The following is an 18,457-nucleotide window of genomic DNA, read 5'->3' on the forward strand; positions in this document are numbered from 1 at the left end:
ATGCCCCAATGCCCCATTCCCCATTCCCCATTACTTCCGCTATTCTTAAGGCAGTTACCGAGTTAGCTACAGAACATTGAACCAGACTACATCCAAATCCAGTTTAGGAGAGTGGAGTCAGCGATTGCTGGCAGCGATTTTTTTGGGTGGGCAAGTACTAGTTCACCTATTAAGGGGTAAGATCCATCGGCGCAACACCATAGAGCAAATGGCAACAGTTGGGCCAGATTCCCTTTTTATTGCTTTATTAACGGCTATTTTCGTGGGCGCGGTGTTTACCATCCAGGTAGCACGAGAATTTATTAATTTTGGTGCAGGAAACATTATTGGCGGAGTACTTTCCGTGGCTTTGACACGAGAACTTTCTCCTGTATTAACAGCAGTGGTTTTGGCGGGGCGAGTGGGTTCTGCCTTTGCAGCAGAAATAGGTACTATGCGCGTAACAGAACAAATCGATGCTATGTTGATGCTCAGAACAGATCCAATCGATTATCTAGTTATTCCCCGCGTCCTTGCTTGTTTGTTGATGCTACCAATTTTAACCCTATTGTCTTTGGTCACAGGGATGTTTGGGGGATTTCTAGTTGCGACAAATATTTACAACCTATCTGATACAGTGTTTCTAGACTCAGCCCGTGACTTTCTTCGCGCTTGGGATATTGTGAGTGCCACTATCAAAGCGTGCTGCTTTGGTATTCTCATCGCTGTAATTGGTTGCAGTTGGGGCTTGACAACAACAGGAGGAGCTAAAGGTGTAGGACAGTCTACTACAACTGCTGTTGTGACTGCCTTGCTAATTATCTTTGTTAGCAACTTCTTTCTTTCTTGGTTAATGTTTCAAGGAACTGGAAGTGCATTCCTGCAAGGATTTTAAAAGTTGAGAGTTGAGATTAAAAGTTAAGAGTTAAGAGTGAGGAGTTATCAGTGATGGCAGGGAACAGGCAATAAGCAAAAGCTAACAGGCAAAGAAAGTCTCATCGGGTCGGGGTTTTAGGAGCAATTTATGTCTTAAACTATGTTTTAACCGCTATATGAGTCAAAGCTCCTAACTCCTAACTCCTAACCCCTAACTCCTAACTCCTAACTCCTAACTCCTAACTCCTAACCCCTAACTCCTAAAATAAAAGAGATATGTAGTAACAAAGCAGGATTTAAGACTGTGACCACTTCATTTGCCCCTAACTCCACTGCAACTGTGGAACTCAAGCCCAGTTACAATATACCTGTGGTGTTGGTGATTGCTGCTATTCCACTAATATTGCTACAACCGTGGATAGGCTCTATTGTCATGCTGTTTGGCTTGTTTTTGATGTTTCAAACCTTAACACTGCGCTTGCAATTTACCGCTACCGATTTAGATATTTACAGAGGCGAAAAATTGATTCGACGTTTTCCCTACCAGGAATGGCAAAATTGGCGTATCTTCTGGAATAAAGTCCCCATATTGTTTTACTTTAAAGAAGTTAAAAGCATTCACTTTTTGCCTATTTTATTTGACCCCGACACCTTGAAAACTTGCTTGGAACAACGTTGTCCGCATATTTAGTACTAAGTCTTGACTCACAAAAGATTTGAGCGGTAAAAGCCGCCGCTCAAATTTATGTAGTAATGACAAGTAGTTCTAATCTATACTCAAAGACCAAAATTGAGTACCTCCCAAAACTTAGAACTTTGAAAGCTTGTTAATTGTAATATTTCTGAAAGTTATTTATTCGCATCATAGGAATTACAGTATTGTTTATGAACCCAGAGGCATCTCAAACCCCAGAACCAATTGATGAATGGTTGACACAAGAAGAACAAACCAATGGAGTCGAACATCCAACAAACCCATCTGTTGATTCACTGGCACAAACAGCACCTATTGGCTCATCAGAAGAGGACGCAAGTTTTGATTCAACTATTTCTAATACAGCCGATGAGGTAAATTCTACGGTAGAGCCAACAGAAAGTTCCAATGGCGAATCTTTACAGCAGTTGGAACCGGAAACTGCCACACTGGGTTCAGACACATCAAAATCAGAAGACAGTTTATTATACGTTGCAACAGAGCAGCGAGTGGCAAACTTGCAGAGTACTGAAGCAGCACTGAAAGAAGAAATAGCTAACCTGCAAGCTTCTTACAAAATCCTTCAGGCACAATTGAGTGAAACTCAAACTTCTCTGGGACAACTCGTAAAAGAATCACTAGTGCAGTTAGAACAACGCAAACAAGCCCTGCAAATTTCCATAGAACAGCTTGAACGTCGTCAAGAACGTATCCGCAACGAAATGCGAACCACTTTTGCGGGAGCATCCCAAGACTTGGCAATTCGAGTGCAGGGTTTTAAAGATTATCTCACGGGTAGCTTACAGGATTTGGCCGCTGCTGCTGAGCAGCTGCAACTAACGCCAGCTGTGGTAGAAAGAGAAAAACCGAATATCAAAGAGGTGAAACCAGCCGAACCTCAGCCAGGAATACCGCAATTTGCCCAACAACAGTTTCAAGATACTACAAAGCAAATTCGCCGTTTAATTGACCAATACCGCAATAAGCCAGATTACTATGGCCCCGCTTGGCAGTTACGCCGGACGTTTGAGCCAGTCCATGCAGAACGAGTTTCTAACTGGTTTTTCAGCCAAGGAGGACGGGGTGCTTTGCGGACGATGGGTAGTCGATTGCAGAATATCCTAATTGCCTCTGCTGCAATTTCGATATTACACAAGCTGTATGGCGATCGCGTCCGTACCTTAGTTTTAGCTAATACACCAGAACGATTAGGTGAATGGCGTCGTGGCTTGCAAGACTGCCTGGGAATCGGTCGCCCAGATTTTGGCCCAGACAGAGGCGTGGTATTATTTGAGGCATCGGAAGCTGTAGCCCAAAAAGCAGATCGGTTGGTAAAAGCCAATCAATTGCCTTTAATTATTATTGATGATTCAGAAGAGCAAATCAGTTTGTCTCTGCTGCAATTTCCTTTATGGTTAGCCTTTGCCCCCGACCCCAAAACAGTGAGAAACTATGATGATGACTTTTAGCTTAGTCATTAGTCACTGGTCATTAGTCATTGGTCATACCAATTCTATGTGAGGCTGTTGTTTATTCACTTAGGGATAATTGATGAATTGCCTTTCCACTGTGGAGTTTTGTGTAATTTGTATCGAGAGGTTTTCTCTGGATTTGGGAATTTTGAATACTTCGGCTGCGCTCAGTACAAGTTTTGAATTTTGAATTGTTATCATGGCTATCTGGTTAACTCTGTGCGGAGTAACTGTATTTATAGCTTACCTGCTGGGTTCCTTTCCCACCGGGTACATTGCTGTCAAGCAGTTAAAAGGTATTGATATTCGACAAGTTGGTTCTGGTTCCACTGGCGCAACAAATGTGCTAAGAACTTTGGGTAAAGGGCCAGGAGCATTCGTTTTAGTACTTGATTCTTTGAAGGGAGCATTAGCGATCGCTCTTGGTTATTGGTTGTTCAATTTTGCCGCTAGTCAAAATATTATCCCTCCAACGGTAGATGTAAAATTATGGCAACCGTGGATAGTAACTTTAGTTGGTTTAGCTGCGATTCTTGGACATAGTAAATCAATTTTTTTAGGCTTCACTGGTGGTAAATCCGTTGCTACTAGTTTGGGGATTTTGTTGGCAATGAATTGGCAGGTAGGTTTGGCAACAGCAGGTGTATTTGCCGTTGTTGTAGCTATATCGCGGATTGTTTCTTTGAGTTCGATTGCAGGGGCGATCGCTGTTTCTATTTTTATGTTGCTTTTGCGTCAACCTTTACCATATATTTTGTTTGGTATTGCCGGTGGATTATATGTGATTTTGCGCCATCGCAGTAATATCGAACGATTAATTGCTGGTACTGAGCCTAAAATTGGGCAAAATTTATCCACAGAACCGAAACAAACTGCATAGTTAGCAATAGGCAATAGCCTGCCATAACTAAAGAATTTGCAAAACAACTAGTGTCATATCATCGGTATTTTGCTTATCAGCACCGATGAATTTCTGAACTTGGTCGAATAAATAATCGACAATTTCCTGCGGCCCGTTGCAGTATTTACAAGCTGTATTGAAATCAGCAATAAAGTTTTCTTCGTCAAAGCGATCGCCACTAGCTGCCGCAGCATCCGTTAAACCATCTGTATAGTAAATAATTGTATCTCCCGGTTCTAGCTGTGCCTGGGCATCTTCATATTGGCTGTTAGCATCTAAACCAATTAGCATTCCTAAAGTATCTAAACGGCTAACTGTTTTTGTAGCAGCGTGCCACCATAAAGGAGGGTTGTGTGCTGCATTGCTATAAGACAAAACTCGATTATGGGGATTATATTCTGAATAAAAAAGCGTTACAAAGCGATGGGAATTTTCTAAATCCGCATACATAACTCGATTTAAGTTTTGTAGAATTCCGGCTGGAGAATTACCGTGTAAAACTTCTCCTCGTAGCATTCCCCGCATCATTGTCATAATCAGCCCAGCGGGAACACCTTTGCCCATAACATCTCCAATCACCAAACCCCAACGACCAGTTCCTGTGCCATTTTTAGCGTTTGGCTGAATTTGATTATTATTAGTAGCAATAAAGTCGTAATAATCTCCACCTACCCGATTGGCAGGTTTACAACGTGCTGCCAACACTGCACCAGGTATTGTAGGACATTGCCGAGGCAGAAGTCGCCGTTGAATTTCTGCACCAATCTCTAGTTCTTGGTCTAAACGTTCTTTTTTTCTCAGTTCTACAGCTAGTTCATCGTTTTCGATGGCTACTGCTGTTTGGTCTGCCACTAATCTAACTAATTTTTGCCTGGTTTCCGTCCAGCTATATTCCGGATCGCGACTCAAAACATACAGCCAACCCCTTTCTGTATGCTTGACTAAAATCGCCGTTCCAAAGATTTGCACATCTGGCCCCAAATAGCGATGCATTTGGTCATCCAAAATCCCTGTAGTACTTGCTAAAGGGACAGCATTGGGTACAAGTGTGATTTGACTGCTAGCTATTTCTAGTGCCTTGCGGATATTCTTTCGCTGGTGGCTATCTTGCCAGTGTAGTTGTTCTAACCTGACTTGACCATTAGGTTTGTAAAGAAACAAGGCGCTACCATCAGCATCTGTGACCCTTGTTGCCATCAGCGGAATCAGTTCCAAAAACTGATTCAAATTGTTGAAGCTTCTAAGTGCGAATCCAAGAGAACTGAGCAAATCTTGAATTTTATTCTGTTCCCGGTGCAACCTTGCCACGAGTTCTTTCAGCGCTACGACTGGTGTGACATCAGTCGTGGCGCTACTATTGTTGTCAGTGGGTTGAGAGGGCAGTTGAGACACAGGCACAGTTTTTTTACACTTTATTTTTGGTAGGTTTGAAATTATTTATAAATTTTGTCGCTTTAATATTGCTAAACCATATTTAGACAAGACTTGTGATTTTAGCAAGAGTATAAAGACGTAACAGGTAAACTTTATGAGTATTTTATTTGCTAATTACATTCTTGATTCCAGATTCCTCAGTTGTAATTCTATATTTTTAATCAAAATCTAATCTCTCAAAAATAGTAATTTGGGATGACACTTGGCGGGGTTTTTCATTTTTTCATAACTGAAGTGCCAAAACATATCTCTCTAGTTGTAAAAATACTTTAATCAAAGAATAATTACTCAGGTTTTTAGAAGAAGTGTTCGTTTTGTCCTTCATCATTTCTTCATAATGACCAATGGCTAGTAACCAAATATTTTAAATTTCCAGATTTACTTCACAAAAGATTACTGGATACTTTCGGGAGTATTAGATTTAAAGAGGCTTGAGAGTGGGGTAGCATTTTAATCACAGGAGTTGATGATTTTAAGACTTAAACTGTTTCCGGTATTTTGTTTGTGGTTAATTCCAGCGATAATATCAGATTAAGTGACTCCTAAATGTATCATTTTGTCAACCAAATTTTTAAGCTCAATTTTTCGGACTAATCATCTGTCAAGCCAAGTTTGCAGAATTTAAAACAGTCCATATCCCCCATCCCTCTCAAGTTGCCACTTTTTACTTAAGGAATTGCTAACCGCTTAACAGGGCTTCAACAAACTCGTAGCTAGAAAAGGGGCGGAGGTCTTCAATACCTTCACCAGCACCAATAAAGCGAATGGGTAAACCTAATTGTTGCACAACAGCAAGGGCAACACCGCCTTTGGCAGTGCCATCAAGCTTGGTTAAGACAACGCCACTTAGTTGGGCAGCTTGGGAGAAAACTTCAGCTTGCCGCAGTCCATTTTGACCTAAAGTGGCATCTAGAACCAACAGTGATTCTACTTTTGCATTTGGGGCTTTTTTATCGATAATTCGGCGAATTTTACTGAGTTCGTCCATTAAATTTTTCTTATTTTGCAGTCGCCCAGCAGTATCTACGAGAAGTAATTCTGTTTGACGCGCTTGGGCGGCAGCGATCGCATCGAATACAACTGCTGCTGGATCTGTATTCTTTCCGGGATTGGCAATGACTTCAACGCCACTTCTGCTACCCCAAACTTTGACTTGTTCTACAGCCGCAGCACGGAAAGTGTCTGCTGCTCCAATCAAACATTTATAACCAGATTTTTGCCCCAGGTGGGCAATTTTGCCAATGGTGGTGGTTTTGCCAGCACCATTTACCCCAGTGATTAACCAAATGTTTAAAGTTTCTTTTTCTGGGGCAAAGCTAGATTTGTGCGATGTTTTGCTTGGTGCATCCAGCATATCCCGGATGATTTTTTTCAAGTAAGCGATCGCTTCTTCTGGAGGGGTGACTTCTTGGAGTAATTTTTTCTGTAGAGCATCGATAATCAAGTCTGTGGCTTCTACCCCCACATCAGCTTGCAGCAGCAACGACTCTATTTCTGATACCGCAGCTTGGTTAAGCGGCCCTTGTCCAACGATCGCTTTTAGTTGGTTGAGGATGTTACGGCGAGTTTTATCTAAACCTTGCCGCAGCTTTTTGAGCCAGGTAATTTCTTCAATAGAAACGTCTTGTGCGCGTCTACCTTGGGCTGCTAACACTTCCGCTGACCAGACAAATCCATCATCAAATACTAATTCGGGAATTTCTTCTTCTGTTTTTGATGCTGGCTGTACTACCTCTGGTTCTGGGACTTCAATGGCGCTGGCTATGAGTTGTTCCAGCTTTGCTTGCCGTTCCGCCGCCGCACGTTCTAGGAAAGATGGTGCTGTTGGCTGTGTTGCCTCTGGCGTAGTTTGTGGTTCAACGGGTGTTGTCTGTACTTCACTTGTGGTTAATTCTAAGCTGGAGACATCAGGTTCCTTAGTAATTGCAGCCACTACAGAATCTTCTGTAGTTTCTTCCTCTGTAGTAGATTCTTCTGTGGTTGTTTGGATATCTTGTACCTGTGTTGCTTCTGGGCTGGTGAGAGCAGGTTCCTCACTAACTTGAGTTTCTACAGTTTCTTGAGAAGTTGTAGTTTCAGTAGCCTCAGCCGCTTCTGTTGATGAATCAGGCGGAGTTTCTACTGTCTGAGATTGTTGTTTTTGTTGGATATTTTTGTAAGCAGCTTTAGCAAACGCTAACAAGTCTGCTGTTGTACTATCTGAGGAAGTTTCGGCTGTCTCTGGTTGGGGTTCTTGTACAGCAGGAGTTTCTTCCTGCTTCTCAACAGAGGAGGAGTCAGACGGATCGTTATATTGACGGCGGAACCAGTTAAAAACCATTGCAGCAGTATTAGTTGTTGTTATAAGTTACGAATTATGAGTTTAATTTAACTTGTGCCAAATGGGGCATTGGGCATGGGGCATTGGGCATTGGACATTGAGAAGAAGCAGTTCTTGGCAGAGGTTAAGATTTTCTCCCCTGCTCCCCTACCTCCCGATCTCCCTCATCTCCTCCTTTCCCTGACTTTAGAAACTAAGTATAAAAAACTATGCACTTTTCTTTTGCTCGCTAACTCGGCGTAAAACACCGTTAATAAATCGATGACCTTCGTCTCCACTGTACCGTTTAGCTAGCTCCACAGCTTCGTTAATGGCAATACTATCTGGAACTCCTAAGAATTTCATTTCTGCTACAGCGATTTGCAAGATATCCCGGTCAATTTGAGCAAGGCGAGTTACTTGCCAATCTACCAGGGCATTGGATATGAGTTCATCTATAATTTGTCGATTTTCGTTCACTGTAATTACAAGCTCTTTAGCGTAATTCCGAACTCCCTTGTCCTGATTAGCTAGCTGAATTAATTCTGGAAAATCAACAGCAGTACCCAACTGATTAATCGCTGTTTGGGTACATGCGATGGCCTCTTGCAGCATGGTTCTAGCAGTGTTGAGGTCAGAGGCGCGAGTTTGGCTACTCAAAAGGCGATCGTTACTGCGTTGCAGTTCACCGGCAGCATTATTTAGGGTATCTTGCACTTCTGAAGTCAAGGTGCGTACTGCTCCTAGCACCAACTTTGATACTAGTTGCTCGTCTTCTAATTTATCTAATTTCTTCGGGCTGACTGGCAGTTGGCTAAGACTTAAAAGTGCCAATTCACGAGCAATTTGCTGGGGTTTACGAGGTTGCATAAAAGTGAAGGGTGATTGTGCAAGAATTGATTAACCAGGAGTGACAAGCTTATCAGTCTATCAATTTTGGCACAGTCAAACAACAAAATTACGCATTTGCTTGTGACTTTGCCTGATAGAGTTTAAGTTTCTTCTACGTGAATCACTTGCTGTCTGGTTGCGTCGTGTTTCATTTCAGATGTGGAGTCTTTGGGTAAAATCAACGGCGTATTGGGGGCGACAATTCCACCTGACACAACTATTTTAAAAGCGTCTTCAATGGACATGGAAAGGTTCACCACTTCATCCTCTGGAACGGCTGCATACCATCCAGTAGTGGGATTTGGAGTGGTGGGAATAAAAACACTCAGCATCGGACGAGACATTTGGGCTTGGATATCACTGCTGATTGCACCAGTTACAAAGGCGATGGCCCAAATTCCTCGGCGGGGATACTCCACTAAAACTACACGCCGAAATTTGCCATTGGAGTCTTTGAGTATTGTTTCTAAAAGCTGCTTGAGTGTTTTATATACCTGTCCAGCTAAAGGAATTGCCTGTAATAAACGCTCACCGAAATCTAACAACCAACGCCCAACAATATTTCTAGCCATTAACCCAATTACGAGAATACTCAGCAATGGTACGGCTAGACCTACTAATAAATTCAGTATATTTACTAAGATGGGATGTAAGCCATCAAAGGGATTCAGTTGTTTAGGAATTTGGGTGAGAAAGTTGATTACCCAATTCGCAATGGTAATTGTTAGCCAGATGGTAGTTGCTAGAGGAATGACTACCAACAAACCAGCAATCAGGTCATTTTTTAAGTCCTGCTTTAGGCGATCGATTACCAAGCGCCGATTCTCCTGTTTTAAGCTATTTTCCTACAAGAATACACACAGAGATGAATTAACTGAATAACCACTGGCTATTCTGAGAAGATGTTACTTTTCTTTATATAACTTGTAAATGATTGTTACAAGTTTCTCAAGTTATTACTAATTTATCGCGTAGAGTGAAAAGTTGCTCATGATTCTCAAAGCACGACTGGGTAAGCTGAAAATTATTTTGTTTGCTCAATTCTTGAGACATTGCCGAGAACAGCTTTTGTGAAAAAACTGCGTTAAAAATATTAACTTATTCTAAATAAAGCACGTATAGGGACGCACAGCTAGCTGTGCGTCCCTATAAATGGCTATTTCCCTGTAAATTCTGATAAATGCGATCGTACGATGAGGGTTTTGTCCAACCCAGTACTTCAGGTTTTAAACTGCATCAGCGTGTGTGGATTCTGAACTCCCGCACTGCACCTGTTGTGTACTTTCCTGAGCTACAGTTACTTTTGTGTTTAAGTCAGGTTGTGGTAGATACTTCATTTCCCAAACTTTGAGCAAAATCAAGTATTCATAAAATGCTTGCAATGTACACCAAGCAAGACCGGCACTTCCGTCTAAGCAACCGCCCAAAAGAAAATACATATATATAAAGCGTAACAAAGGTCTAGCAGGCAGACGCAGAGACAAATCTTTGAGAGCGCGGCGTCTTTCGACTTCTGATTTGCCAAAAAATAGCTCTTGCCAGTTTATCTTGCCTTGTTCTAATTGATATAAAGTTTCTTGAGCTTCATCAGTGGAATAACGGTTATGCTTTTCAATCCAGCGAGTTAAGCCTTTGCTACAAGTATAGTGGGGATATGTTTCTTTTAAAAAGCTAGTTGCACCGTCACAAACTTCTCGTTCAGTGTGGCCGTAGTCAGTGAACCAAACTTTACCGTGACGAAACAAGCGCATTTGATAACGGGGATACTGCGTGCTGTAACGAATCCAGTGATTCATGAACATAACGCGTTCAGCGACATAGTAGCCGATGTAGTCTGGACTTTGACTTGCCTTTTGGCATTCCGCGAACAATTCTGGTGTCATGCGCTCATCAGCTTCCAGAATGTAAACCCATTGATACTTTGGGGGAATAGACTCTAGCATCCAGGTACGTTGGCGTCCGTGGCTTTCAAAGGCGTGTTGGACAACGCGGATGGGATAGCGATTAGCGATTTCCACAGTGCGATCGCTACTGCATGAGTCTACAACAATGATGTCATCAGATAGCATCGCTGATTCGATACAAGCAGCAATATCTAATTCTTCGTTATATGTCAGTATGTAAATTGAGAACATTCCCCAGGTTTTATACTTATAAAGTTAGGAGTTAAGAGTTAGGAGTTAGGAGTGGTGACTGTTGACTGATGACTGTTATGTCCCCTTGTCTTCCCCATCTCCCCATCTCCCGAAAAAATTAGCGTGCACTAGCTTTGGGTTTACCACCTTGTAAAGCACCCCTGCTTCTTAAGCCTGTCCAGCCGATGATGATGTAACCAATAGACAACAGTAAACTGCTAATACCAATCCGCAATCCAGACTTCCATGCACTATCTCTAGCTTGTTTATCAGCTTCATCCCTGCGTTGCCGAATTTGGCTCAATTGTTGAGTTCTTAAGGTCTGAATATCTGTTTGCTGTTCGATGGCTTTGTCAAGTGCTTGGGGATCTGTTTTAGCCTTTTTTAGTAAGTCCTTGATAGCTGGAGGAACTTGGGAACTTTCAAGTGCTTGCTTGTATCTTTGGTCATCTTTGAGTAATTCTGTAAACTGAGCTTTGGTCTGAGTTCGCAGCTGTTCTAGCTGGGTTTTTCCTTGTTCGGTATTTAGTTGTGCTTGCAATTGCGATAAGCGATTGTTAAGTTGATTTTCTGCTTGATCTGCTTCTTCGATAATTCGGTTCACTGTTTGATTTTTGGCTTGATTCACATTATTAAGATGCAGAGGAAAAATCAGTAAGAACATCAAGCCTAAAATACTTGAGAGAATTAGAGCCGGAAATCTTAAGTCAACACCTTGGGTGCGATCGCTTCCCGCTTCAGCGCTATCAATCCAATAGCCAGCGAACAAAAGCCCCAAACCCACCAAAGGAACAATTCCCCGATCCACTAGTGCTGTTGCCAAATTTATTTGCCATCCGCGATCGGTCGGTTGAAAAGGCAACAAGAGAATCAAAAAATCAACAAAAAACAACAAAATGCAGATTATTCCAACTACCTTAACAGTGAAGGCAGTACTCACGGAAGTAAAACGGTTAACCATAGTTTTTCAAACTTGCAGTCAATACGAATGATTTTCATATTTCAAGTTACTCGAATATTGTGCCCATGACCGTAACTGTTCTATAGAAACACAAATCAGATTCAAGAATTGTGAACTTTCTGGCCTCTTGGTTTTCAACTAGGCCACAGTAACATTTGTTATGCCCGGTGTCTTCAGAAAATTCCTAGTATTTGAAGATACGAAGTTTATGCGGGGCTGTAGATTCAGATTCTCGATTTCTTGTAAAAATTAGATTCCTAGAGACTTGAAGGAAAAGAGGCACAAATTTAGGTAGCTATGGCGACTTCAAGGAAGTAATGCCCAAAGCTCTAATTTCTTCACCGCGTCGCCGTACCTTCTTGTTACTTTATCCTTCTGTCACAAAGGACTGTTGCCAAATAGATAGATCCTCTGGTCGGTCAACGTCAGCTAAAGACACCAAATTCACATATGATAAATTAACTTTCTGGGCAATCTCCACAGTTTTTTGGAACACGTTAGCAGTTCCCCACTCGATATTAGCGAATAATTCGGGAATGAGTTGCCGCAAACCAATTAAGTAATATCCACCGTCCAATGCTGGGCCAAGTACGAGGTCAAAGGTGCGTAACTTATCAAAGGCTGTTGCTAAAATTTCGGGATTTAGTCCAGGGCAATCTGTACCGATGATAATTGCTTTTTCTGCACCAGATTGAAAAGCTTGGAGGAGCGATCGCGCCATCCGCAAACCCAGATCTCCTTCCCCTTGAGGCTGGTAAACTAAATCCAACCCCAACCATTTTTGCATCAGTTGTAAATCGCCATCGGAAAACCATATTTCTACAGATATGTCAATGGCTTTTTGCAATTGTTTAACCTGCAATATTGTGTGTTCAGTCATTTGGCGTTGAAGATTAGCAGCGCCAAAAGATCCCAAAACAGGTATCAGCCGGGTTTTCGTCTTACCTGGTTCAGGGTAGCGAGTAAAAATAATCAAGCGTTGTTTTGAGCTACGCAATACTTTACTTGAAGAAACTAAAAATATATTAATAGCAATACTTACCCCCATCGGCTCTAGTATGTTCCTTTGCAGTTCGTATTGCTCCTATGATTGTAGAAACAATAACACAACGCTTCGCTTTACCACCAGACTTACTCGATAGGGTAATTCGTCCTAAATCTTTAGCGTTACCTCTGTAGTCAAATCTAACTTGCTGTACTGTAGTGAGCGCTTCAAAGTTTGTCTCCGAATCAAGGCGCACATTGGAATCTAAATTATTCCAATTTGCATTAGATGGGCTTACTGTAGCAGGATGAACAGCCCATTGAACAATGCCGTTTTGCTCGCGAAAACTAGCTTGCCAAGTCGATTTTTCTTTGGTTGCTTGTGTTTGAGCTTGCCGCATCGCATAGTAAACTTCGTTTTGAGCAGTATTAAGTTGGCGAGTAGCCACAAAAGTTATCCAGTTCGGTATTCCCAGTGCGGCTAATAAACCAATCAGTACAACAATTACTAAAGTTTCAAGGACAGTAAAACCACTACTAGAGCGATTATTCAAAACATTCTTTGTATTAACTAGAAACGGTAAATACACCTGGGTATTCATTGTTAGTTTCTGGTCTTTTTTCAAGTACAAGACTTATGCAGGCTTGGTTATTTTTTTAGACTGGATGTAAACGTTTAAGGGTATAGAGCTAAGCCTTTTGAAAACTTATACCTCTATACCCTTACAGCCTTTCCCAAACTTTTGATTTTTCGGATCGCTGCGTAAGTCGTGAACCACCCAGTTATTGAGTAATATTTCAGTTTTTTCGCTTTTGAGTTGACGCTGGCTAGTAATACTGTGAAAAAAGGTAGGCAGTATGAGAATTATGAAAATTTTCAATAATAATTTCGAGCTAAAATTTATATTTTGAAATCTTGAAGAATCATGAATAAAATACCTCCACAAAAATTTAGCTGCTGTTATACCTTTTTTGCGGTTTAATGGCTTTTGCAAAGCTTTACAAGTAAGATATTTATATAGATTTGCAATGCTTATACTCCAATTTTGCTTGAATGCTGATGGTCTTTCTTGATATGCTCTTTCAAGTAACTGCAAGCAAGCTTTTTCTTGCCTGACAAGATTTGAAGAAACTGAATTAGCACTAATTCGGTATAATATTTGCACAGATGGCACACAGGCGAAATCAAATTTAGATGCTAATCGCAGCCACATATCCCAATCCTGAGCCGCAGCTAGAGATTCATCAAAGCCACCTAATGAAATTAAAGCTGTTCTATAAATTAAAGGATTAGAGCCATTCTCTAGAAAGTTACTAACTAATAAATTTTCGTAAACATCTCCATTGATATTTATGCGTTTACCTGAAAGGACAAAATCACCATTGATATCAATGTAATCAGTCCAACTATAAGCAACTTTAGCACTCAAGTTTTTTTCCAGAGCTTTTAATTGAGATTCAAGTTTATTAGGTGTCCAAAGATCGTCAGCATCTAGGAAACTAACAAATTCTCCAACTGCAAGTTTTAGTCCTCTGTTACGACTGACATTTCCACCTGCATTAGAATAAGAAAATACTTTGATTCGTGGGTCTTGTATTTGCTTAACAATATCCAGAGTAGAATCTTGCGAACCATCATTAATTACAATTAATTCTAAATCAGTAAAAGTTTGATTTAAAACAGAATTAATTGTATGAATAATAGTATTTTCACTATTGTAAGCAGGTATAATTACAGAAATTTTTGGTAAGTTTTGGCTTTGGTTACAATTAATCATTTTATATGGCTGCCTTATTTTTGAATAGTTTCCTTAAATTACATTTCAAGTAATAAAAAGGACTTATCATACTAGCCAAATAAAATTCCATTTCAACAAGTGCGATTAGATTGTGTTTTAATTGTCCTTTATATTGAACAAGAGACTGTAATACTCGCCGTAAATTTCCTAAAACAGTTTTGACAAATACTATTGGCTTTTGCCAATTTTTAGCATTTATTAACCTGAGTTGAAAAATACACAAACCACAACCACGTGCAAGATTTACTAGATAATCTTTTTCAAATCGCCAGCTTGGTATTTGGTGGTAAGTATGCATGTTAGGATTATACCAAATTTGCCAGCCCGCATTGTGTATATGAAGTAATGGTTCATAATCTTCACCTTGCACCAAAATACCAGGTAACTTACCGCTTAAAATAGGTCGTTCTGGTACATTTTCACGCCACGCTTTTTTGCGAACAATAAGTGCTGCACCAGGGGGAAGCCTTAAATTATCTACATCAAATAAATATGGTTTTGAACCATGTTCTCTGATAGCAAGAAACCCTTGAATTTTTTCAAAGTTCTCTGGTGGTTTTACTTGAAAATCACCATGAATTTGTCCACTCCAAACACCAGCTTGAGGATACTCTAATCCAAAAGCATATCCTTGGGCTAACCAATCAGGTGCAGGTAAGTTATCATCATCTAAAAATGCAATTAACTCGCCTCTAGCTTCCTTGACTGCTCGCAATCTTGCAAAAGCGGCTCCTTGTTCTCTTTCAAAGACATATCTTAAATGGCAATTCCCATCATATAGTTTTTGATAATTTTGGATGATTTCAGATGTATTGTCAGAACTATTGTTATCGACAATAAGAACTTCCCATTTAAGATTTTGTACACCTGTTTGAGTTAAGAGCTTATCCAAAATATTAGGTAAACGGCTTGCTCCGTTGTATGTAGGAATAGCTACAGTAATATCTAATTTTTCATTCGCTGATTCAGGCATAATTATTAATGTTATGATAATTTATTTTTCAAATAACCATTTTTCCAAAGATAAAAAGGACTTATTAAACTACTTAAAAAAAGTTGCATTTCGCAAGCAGCTACTAAATCATTTTTTAACTGAGTCCGATATTTAAGCAAATGTAAAGTTATTTTACGTAGGTCATTAATCATGTATGCTAAAAAAGCGATCGGTCTATAGTAAGGTTGTATATTTACCATTCTAGTTACATAACGACTGAGTCCGATTCCGCGAAAAAATGGAATTAAATAGTCTTTTTGTAATCGAGAATTTGGTATTTTATGATAAATCTCCATTTCTGGATTATACCAAATTTCCCATCCTGCTTTTTGAATATAAGACAACATTTCTAAATCTTCGCTGGTAAGCATATTACCTTTAACTCTGCCAGTTAAAATGCACTTATCTGGTAAGCTTTCTAGCCAAGCTTGTTTCCGGACAACTAGTCCAGCAGAAGGAGGTAATAATTTATTTTTAGCTTCATATAATAGGGGTAAATTACCTCGTTCCGTAATTGCTAAAAATGGAGCGATTCGCTGAAAATTTTGTGGTGGTTCTACTTCCCAATCAGGATGAATTTGGCTACCATAAGCCCCTACCTTGGGATATTTTTGGGCAAAACTATAAGCTGCGGCTACCCAATTTGATATTGGGTAATTATCATCATCTAGAAAACCTATCAATTTACCTTTAGCTTCTGCTACTGCTTTTTTGCGTGCATAAGCCGCACCTTGCTTTACTTCAAAGCAGTACTTTAAAGGGTAAGAACATTGCCAATTTTTTTGATAAGCTTGAACAATTTTAGCAGTGTTATCAGTGCTGTTATTGTCTACAACTATAATTTCCCAAGATAAATTTTCCGTGTGAAGTTGATTTTTTAGCCGCTCTAGTAGTTCAGGCAAACGACTTTCACCGTTGTAAGTTGGGATAGCTACAGTAAAATCTAAGCAATCAGTCATGATGTGAAAGATATTTTGAGATTTTGATAGATAGATATGACTAAACATTAAATAAAATCCTCATTGGTAGTCAGCGCTTAATAGCTGATTCAGGATTATCGTGACTAAAGTCATGACTACAAACTTTAATTTATTTATGTCTAATTAATTACTTATTCTGCGAATCTCCAATCTGTAACGCAGTAATCAACAAATCAAATCGATAGAATAAAAAACTACACCTGATGCTTCAATTTTGCTATCAATGTGCAGTTTTATGTTCAGTATTATTTCGTATTTTTATAAATTTTTGCTATGAAAGTTAGTTAATTACATTTGGAGTCTTTTCCTGTAATCATTGAGCCTAACAAAGTTTGGACAATCACGCATCGCTTGACGCTACTAGCAGATGTAGAATTTGCAGCACTTGGTATAGCTACCACAATTTTTAATCCAGGTGGCTCTGTTGAACCTGTTGGGATTGTGCCAAAGTTTGCATTTGGTAGAGTTCCCATATAGTTAAAGGTAATTTTATATAATGTGTTTAAAGGGTAATCTACAGGAGAATTTTCAGTAAGTTTAGCTGTGTTTTCTCCGCTCAGATTTCCGCCCAGAAGTAATTTCTCAGAATCGACTGCTACATCCGTTCCCAAAGGTTTCCATGTAGAGATTTCAGCATCAGTAAAATTACTACCATCACTCTTTTTAGTAGGATAAATGGCAACCTCTACATTTTGGGTTGTGTCAACTTTCCGAAAACTGACACTGTAACTAAGTTTTTTCTTTTGGGCTTCGCGCTGTCCTTCCTGTAGTGCAGCTAAAACAGCATCATTAGCTTTATTTACTCGCTGTCGATTTACAAAGGCAAGCCAACCAGGAGCAGCGATCGCTGCTAAAACTGCAATAATTAACACCACTACAAGTACTTCTATTAAAGTAAAACCAGCATCAGATTGAGGATGAAATCGCTCCTTGGCGTCTTGATTACAGATCCTAGTGTGCAATAACTTTAAAGTTAGGTTGTCCATAATCCCCCACTATTAATTGTGGTGTGTATTGTTAAATTCATCTTGTAAATAAATATCCCCGTCCCTGCACCCGGACACTTGCTGTAGGAAAATAAGTTTTGTTATTTGAAGAGTAATCAAAATTACTATTTTGCAACCGAGCTAGTGCATTGCCTCGTAAAAATACTTGTGCTGTTGTATTGGTAACATCAACGCAAGCATAAAAGCCCATAAAGCTACCCTTGCTAAGTGTTGTTCCAGTGGCGCAAGTAGGATTTGTTGCAATAGAGGTTTGATCGATAAAATCGACTAGTACTACAACAGGTGTTTTTGTTGCATCATAAGCTGAACTAGCTGTTTTCCATGAATTCATTTGGTTTTTTATACCTGCGGCACCTGGTAAATTCAAGTTAAAACGCTGAAAACCTGGTTTGGGGCAGTGGTCGGCATCACTATATTTATCGTTGGGATAATCAGTACCACAACTGACGCCGCCAGCTGCGAGAATTCCATCACTAATTTCAAATCTGGCAATTCGAGCAGCTTTTGACCAAGTTTCGTTATTGTCTTTGATTAAATAGTAGGCAACTAGTGAGTAAACAAAAGTGTCATCTTTTGTGTCTGGTGTAGTGCTACTAGAAAGTGCAATCCCATCTTGGAGAAACTTACGTTTCCAAAACACTAGAATTGGTTGACAAGTAACACCTGTACTAGAAGAATCACAAAAACCAGCTTTTTTAACAGGAGGTATTTGGTCTTTAATTCCTGAGCTTGTTGCGACAGTGTTTGAATTGTTAGTTAATGCAGTTCCATCATATATGTAGACAGCTTGTTGTAAATCATTGGCAATGTAATCAGCTGCCATCTGGATTTCTTGTTCAGAATTTGCCTTTGCTTGCTCCTTCTGATCTGTACTGAGAATATTAACCATGAATCCTAGTAGCGGTGTCAACACTAAGAATGCTAGCAACAAAGCTACCAAAAGTTCTATCAGGGTAAAACCATTAACTTGTCGAATAAACTTAGAGTGTTTCAGCTGAATGCTAAGAAGAAATCTGAATAAATTCTTCATAACTATGGTCTGCTCCTTAGT

At 40.0% G+C, this 18,457-nt stretch carries 17 protein-coding genes; 4 read left to right on the forward strand and 13 right to left on the reverse strand.

Annotation, left to right across the window (positions count from 1 at the left end; genetic code table 11):
• The first annotated feature begins 76 nt into the window (after positions 1–76).
• The 4 genes from GNE10_RS01110 to plsY all read left to right on the forward strand — a co-directional run bounded on the left by GNE10_RS01110 (position 77) and on the right by plsY (position 3,901).
• On the forward strand, positions 77–874 hold the full coding sequence (locus GNE10_RS01110) for an MlaE family lipid ABC transporter permease subunit (RefSeq protein WP_185563277.1): 798 nt from the start codon (positions 77–79) through the stop codon (positions 872–874).
• A gap of 255 nt (positions 875–1,129) precedes the next feature.
• A complete protein-coding gene (locus GNE10_RS01115; RefSeq protein ID WP_185563317.1) occupies positions 1,130–1,546 on the forward strand; it encodes a DUF3119 family protein in 417 nt (138 codons plus the stop codon).
• A 194-nt stretch (positions 1,547–1,740) separates the two neighbouring features.
• Positions 1,741–3,018, forward strand: coding sequence for a DUF3086 domain-containing protein (locus GNE10_RS01120; RefSeq protein ID WP_185563278.1), 1,278 nt, complete (start codon positions 1,741–1,743; stop codon positions 3,016–3,018).
• A gap of 202 nt (positions 3,019–3,220) precedes the next feature.
• Positions 3,221–3,901: a glycerol-3-phosphate 1-O-acyltransferase PlsY gene (plsY, locus tag GNE10_RS01125; protein WP_185563279.1), complete on the forward strand. Its 681-nt coding sequence runs from the start codon at positions 3,221–3,223 to the stop codon at positions 3,899–3,901.
• A gap of 27 nt (positions 3,902–3,928) precedes the next feature.
• Here plsY and GNE10_RS01130 read toward each other — a convergent pair whose 3' ends face one another.
• The 13 genes from GNE10_RS01130 to hpsC form a co-directional block, all read right to left on the reverse strand.
• The gene (locus GNE10_RS01130; RefSeq protein ID WP_185563280.1) at positions 3,929–5,320 is read right to left on the reverse strand and encodes a PP2C family protein-serine/threonine phosphatase; all 1,392 of its coding nucleotides are present in this window, start codon (positions 5,318–5,320) and stop codon (positions 3,929–3,931) included.
• A 715-nt stretch (positions 5,321–6,035) separates the two neighbouring features.
• Positions 6,036–7,676, reverse strand: coding sequence for a signal recognition particle-docking protein FtsY (gene ftsY / locus GNE10_RS01135; RefSeq protein ID WP_185563281.1), 1,641 nt, complete (start codon positions 7,674–7,676; stop codon positions 6,036–6,038).
• A 207-nt stretch (positions 7,677–7,883) separates the two neighbouring features.
• A complete protein-coding gene (nusB, locus tag GNE10_RS01140; RefSeq protein WP_099067346.1) occupies positions 7,884–8,525 on the reverse strand; it encodes a transcription antitermination factor NusB in 642 nt (213 codons plus the stop codon).
• Positions 8,526–8,647: 122 nt separating this feature from the next.
• A complete protein-coding gene (locus GNE10_RS01145; protein WP_185563282.1) occupies positions 8,648–9,361 on the reverse strand; it encodes a DUF502 domain-containing protein in 714 nt (237 codons plus the stop codon).
• Between the two features lie 411 nt (positions 9,362–9,772).
• Entirely contained in the window at positions 9,773–10,681 is a 909-nt protein-coding gene (locus GNE10_RS01150; protein WP_185563283.1) for a glycosyltransferase family 2 protein, read from the reverse strand.
• Between the two features lie 118 nt (positions 10,682–10,799).
• Positions 10,800–11,642, reverse strand: coding sequence for an HpsJ family protein (locus GNE10_RS01155; RefSeq protein ID WP_185563284.1), 843 nt, complete (start codon positions 11,640–11,642; stop codon positions 10,800–10,802).
• 367 nt (positions 11,643–12,009) lie between these two features.
• Positions 12,010–12,690: a TIGR04282 family arsenosugar biosynthesis glycosyltransferase gene (locus GNE10_RS01160; protein WP_185563285.1), complete on the reverse strand. Its 681-nt coding sequence runs from the start codon at positions 12,688–12,690 to the stop codon at positions 12,010–12,012.
• On the reverse strand, positions 12,668–13,228 hold the full coding sequence (locus GNE10_RS01165; RefSeq protein WP_185563286.1) for a Tfp pilus assembly protein FimT/FimU: 561 nt from the start codon (positions 13,226–13,228) through the stop codon (positions 12,668–12,670). The genes GNE10_RS01160 and GNE10_RS01165 overlap by 23 nt, the downstream gene beginning before the upstream one ends.
• Before the next feature lie 105 nt (positions 13,229–13,333).
• Complete coding sequence (locus GNE10_RS01170; protein WP_185563287.1) at positions 13,334–14,404, reverse strand: glycosyltransferase; 1,071 nt, start codon at positions 14,402–14,404, stop codon at positions 13,334–13,336.
• 1 nt (position 14,405) lies between these two features.
• Positions 14,406–15,398: a hormogonium polysaccharide biosynthesis glycosyltransferase HpsE gene (hpsE, locus tag GNE10_RS01175; protein WP_185563288.1), complete on the reverse strand. Its 993-nt coding sequence runs from the start codon at positions 15,396–15,398 to the stop codon at positions 14,406–14,408.
• An 11-nt stretch (positions 15,399–15,409) separates the two neighbouring features.
• Positions 15,410–16,378 (reverse strand): hormogonium polysaccharide biosynthesis glycosyltransferase HpsE, encoded by a 969-nt coding sequence (gene hpsE, locus GNE10_RS01180; protein ID WP_185563318.1) that lies wholly within the window; start codon positions 16,376–16,378, stop codon positions 15,410–15,412.
• Positions 16,379–16,683: 305 nt separating this feature from the next.
• Positions 16,684–17,385, reverse strand: coding sequence for a prepilin-type N-terminal cleavage/methylation domain-containing protein (locus GNE10_RS01185; RefSeq protein ID WP_185563289.1), 702 nt, complete (start codon positions 17,383–17,385; stop codon positions 16,684–16,686).
• A gap of 37 nt (positions 17,386–17,422) precedes the next feature.
• The gene (hpsC, locus tag GNE10_RS01190) at positions 17,423–18,436 is read right to left on the reverse strand and encodes a hormogonium polysaccharide secretion pseudopilin HpsC (protein ID WP_185563290.1); all 1,014 of its coding nucleotides are present in this window, start codon (positions 18,434–18,436) and stop codon (positions 17,423–17,425) included.
• Between the last annotated feature and the right edge of the window lie 21 nt (positions 18,437–18,457).

This window comes from Nostoc sp. 2RC, from assembly GCF_014222165.1.
GTDB classification, from domain to species: Bacteria; Cyanobacteriota; Cyanobacteriia; order Cyanobacteriales; family Nostocaceae; genus Nostoc; species Nostoc linckia.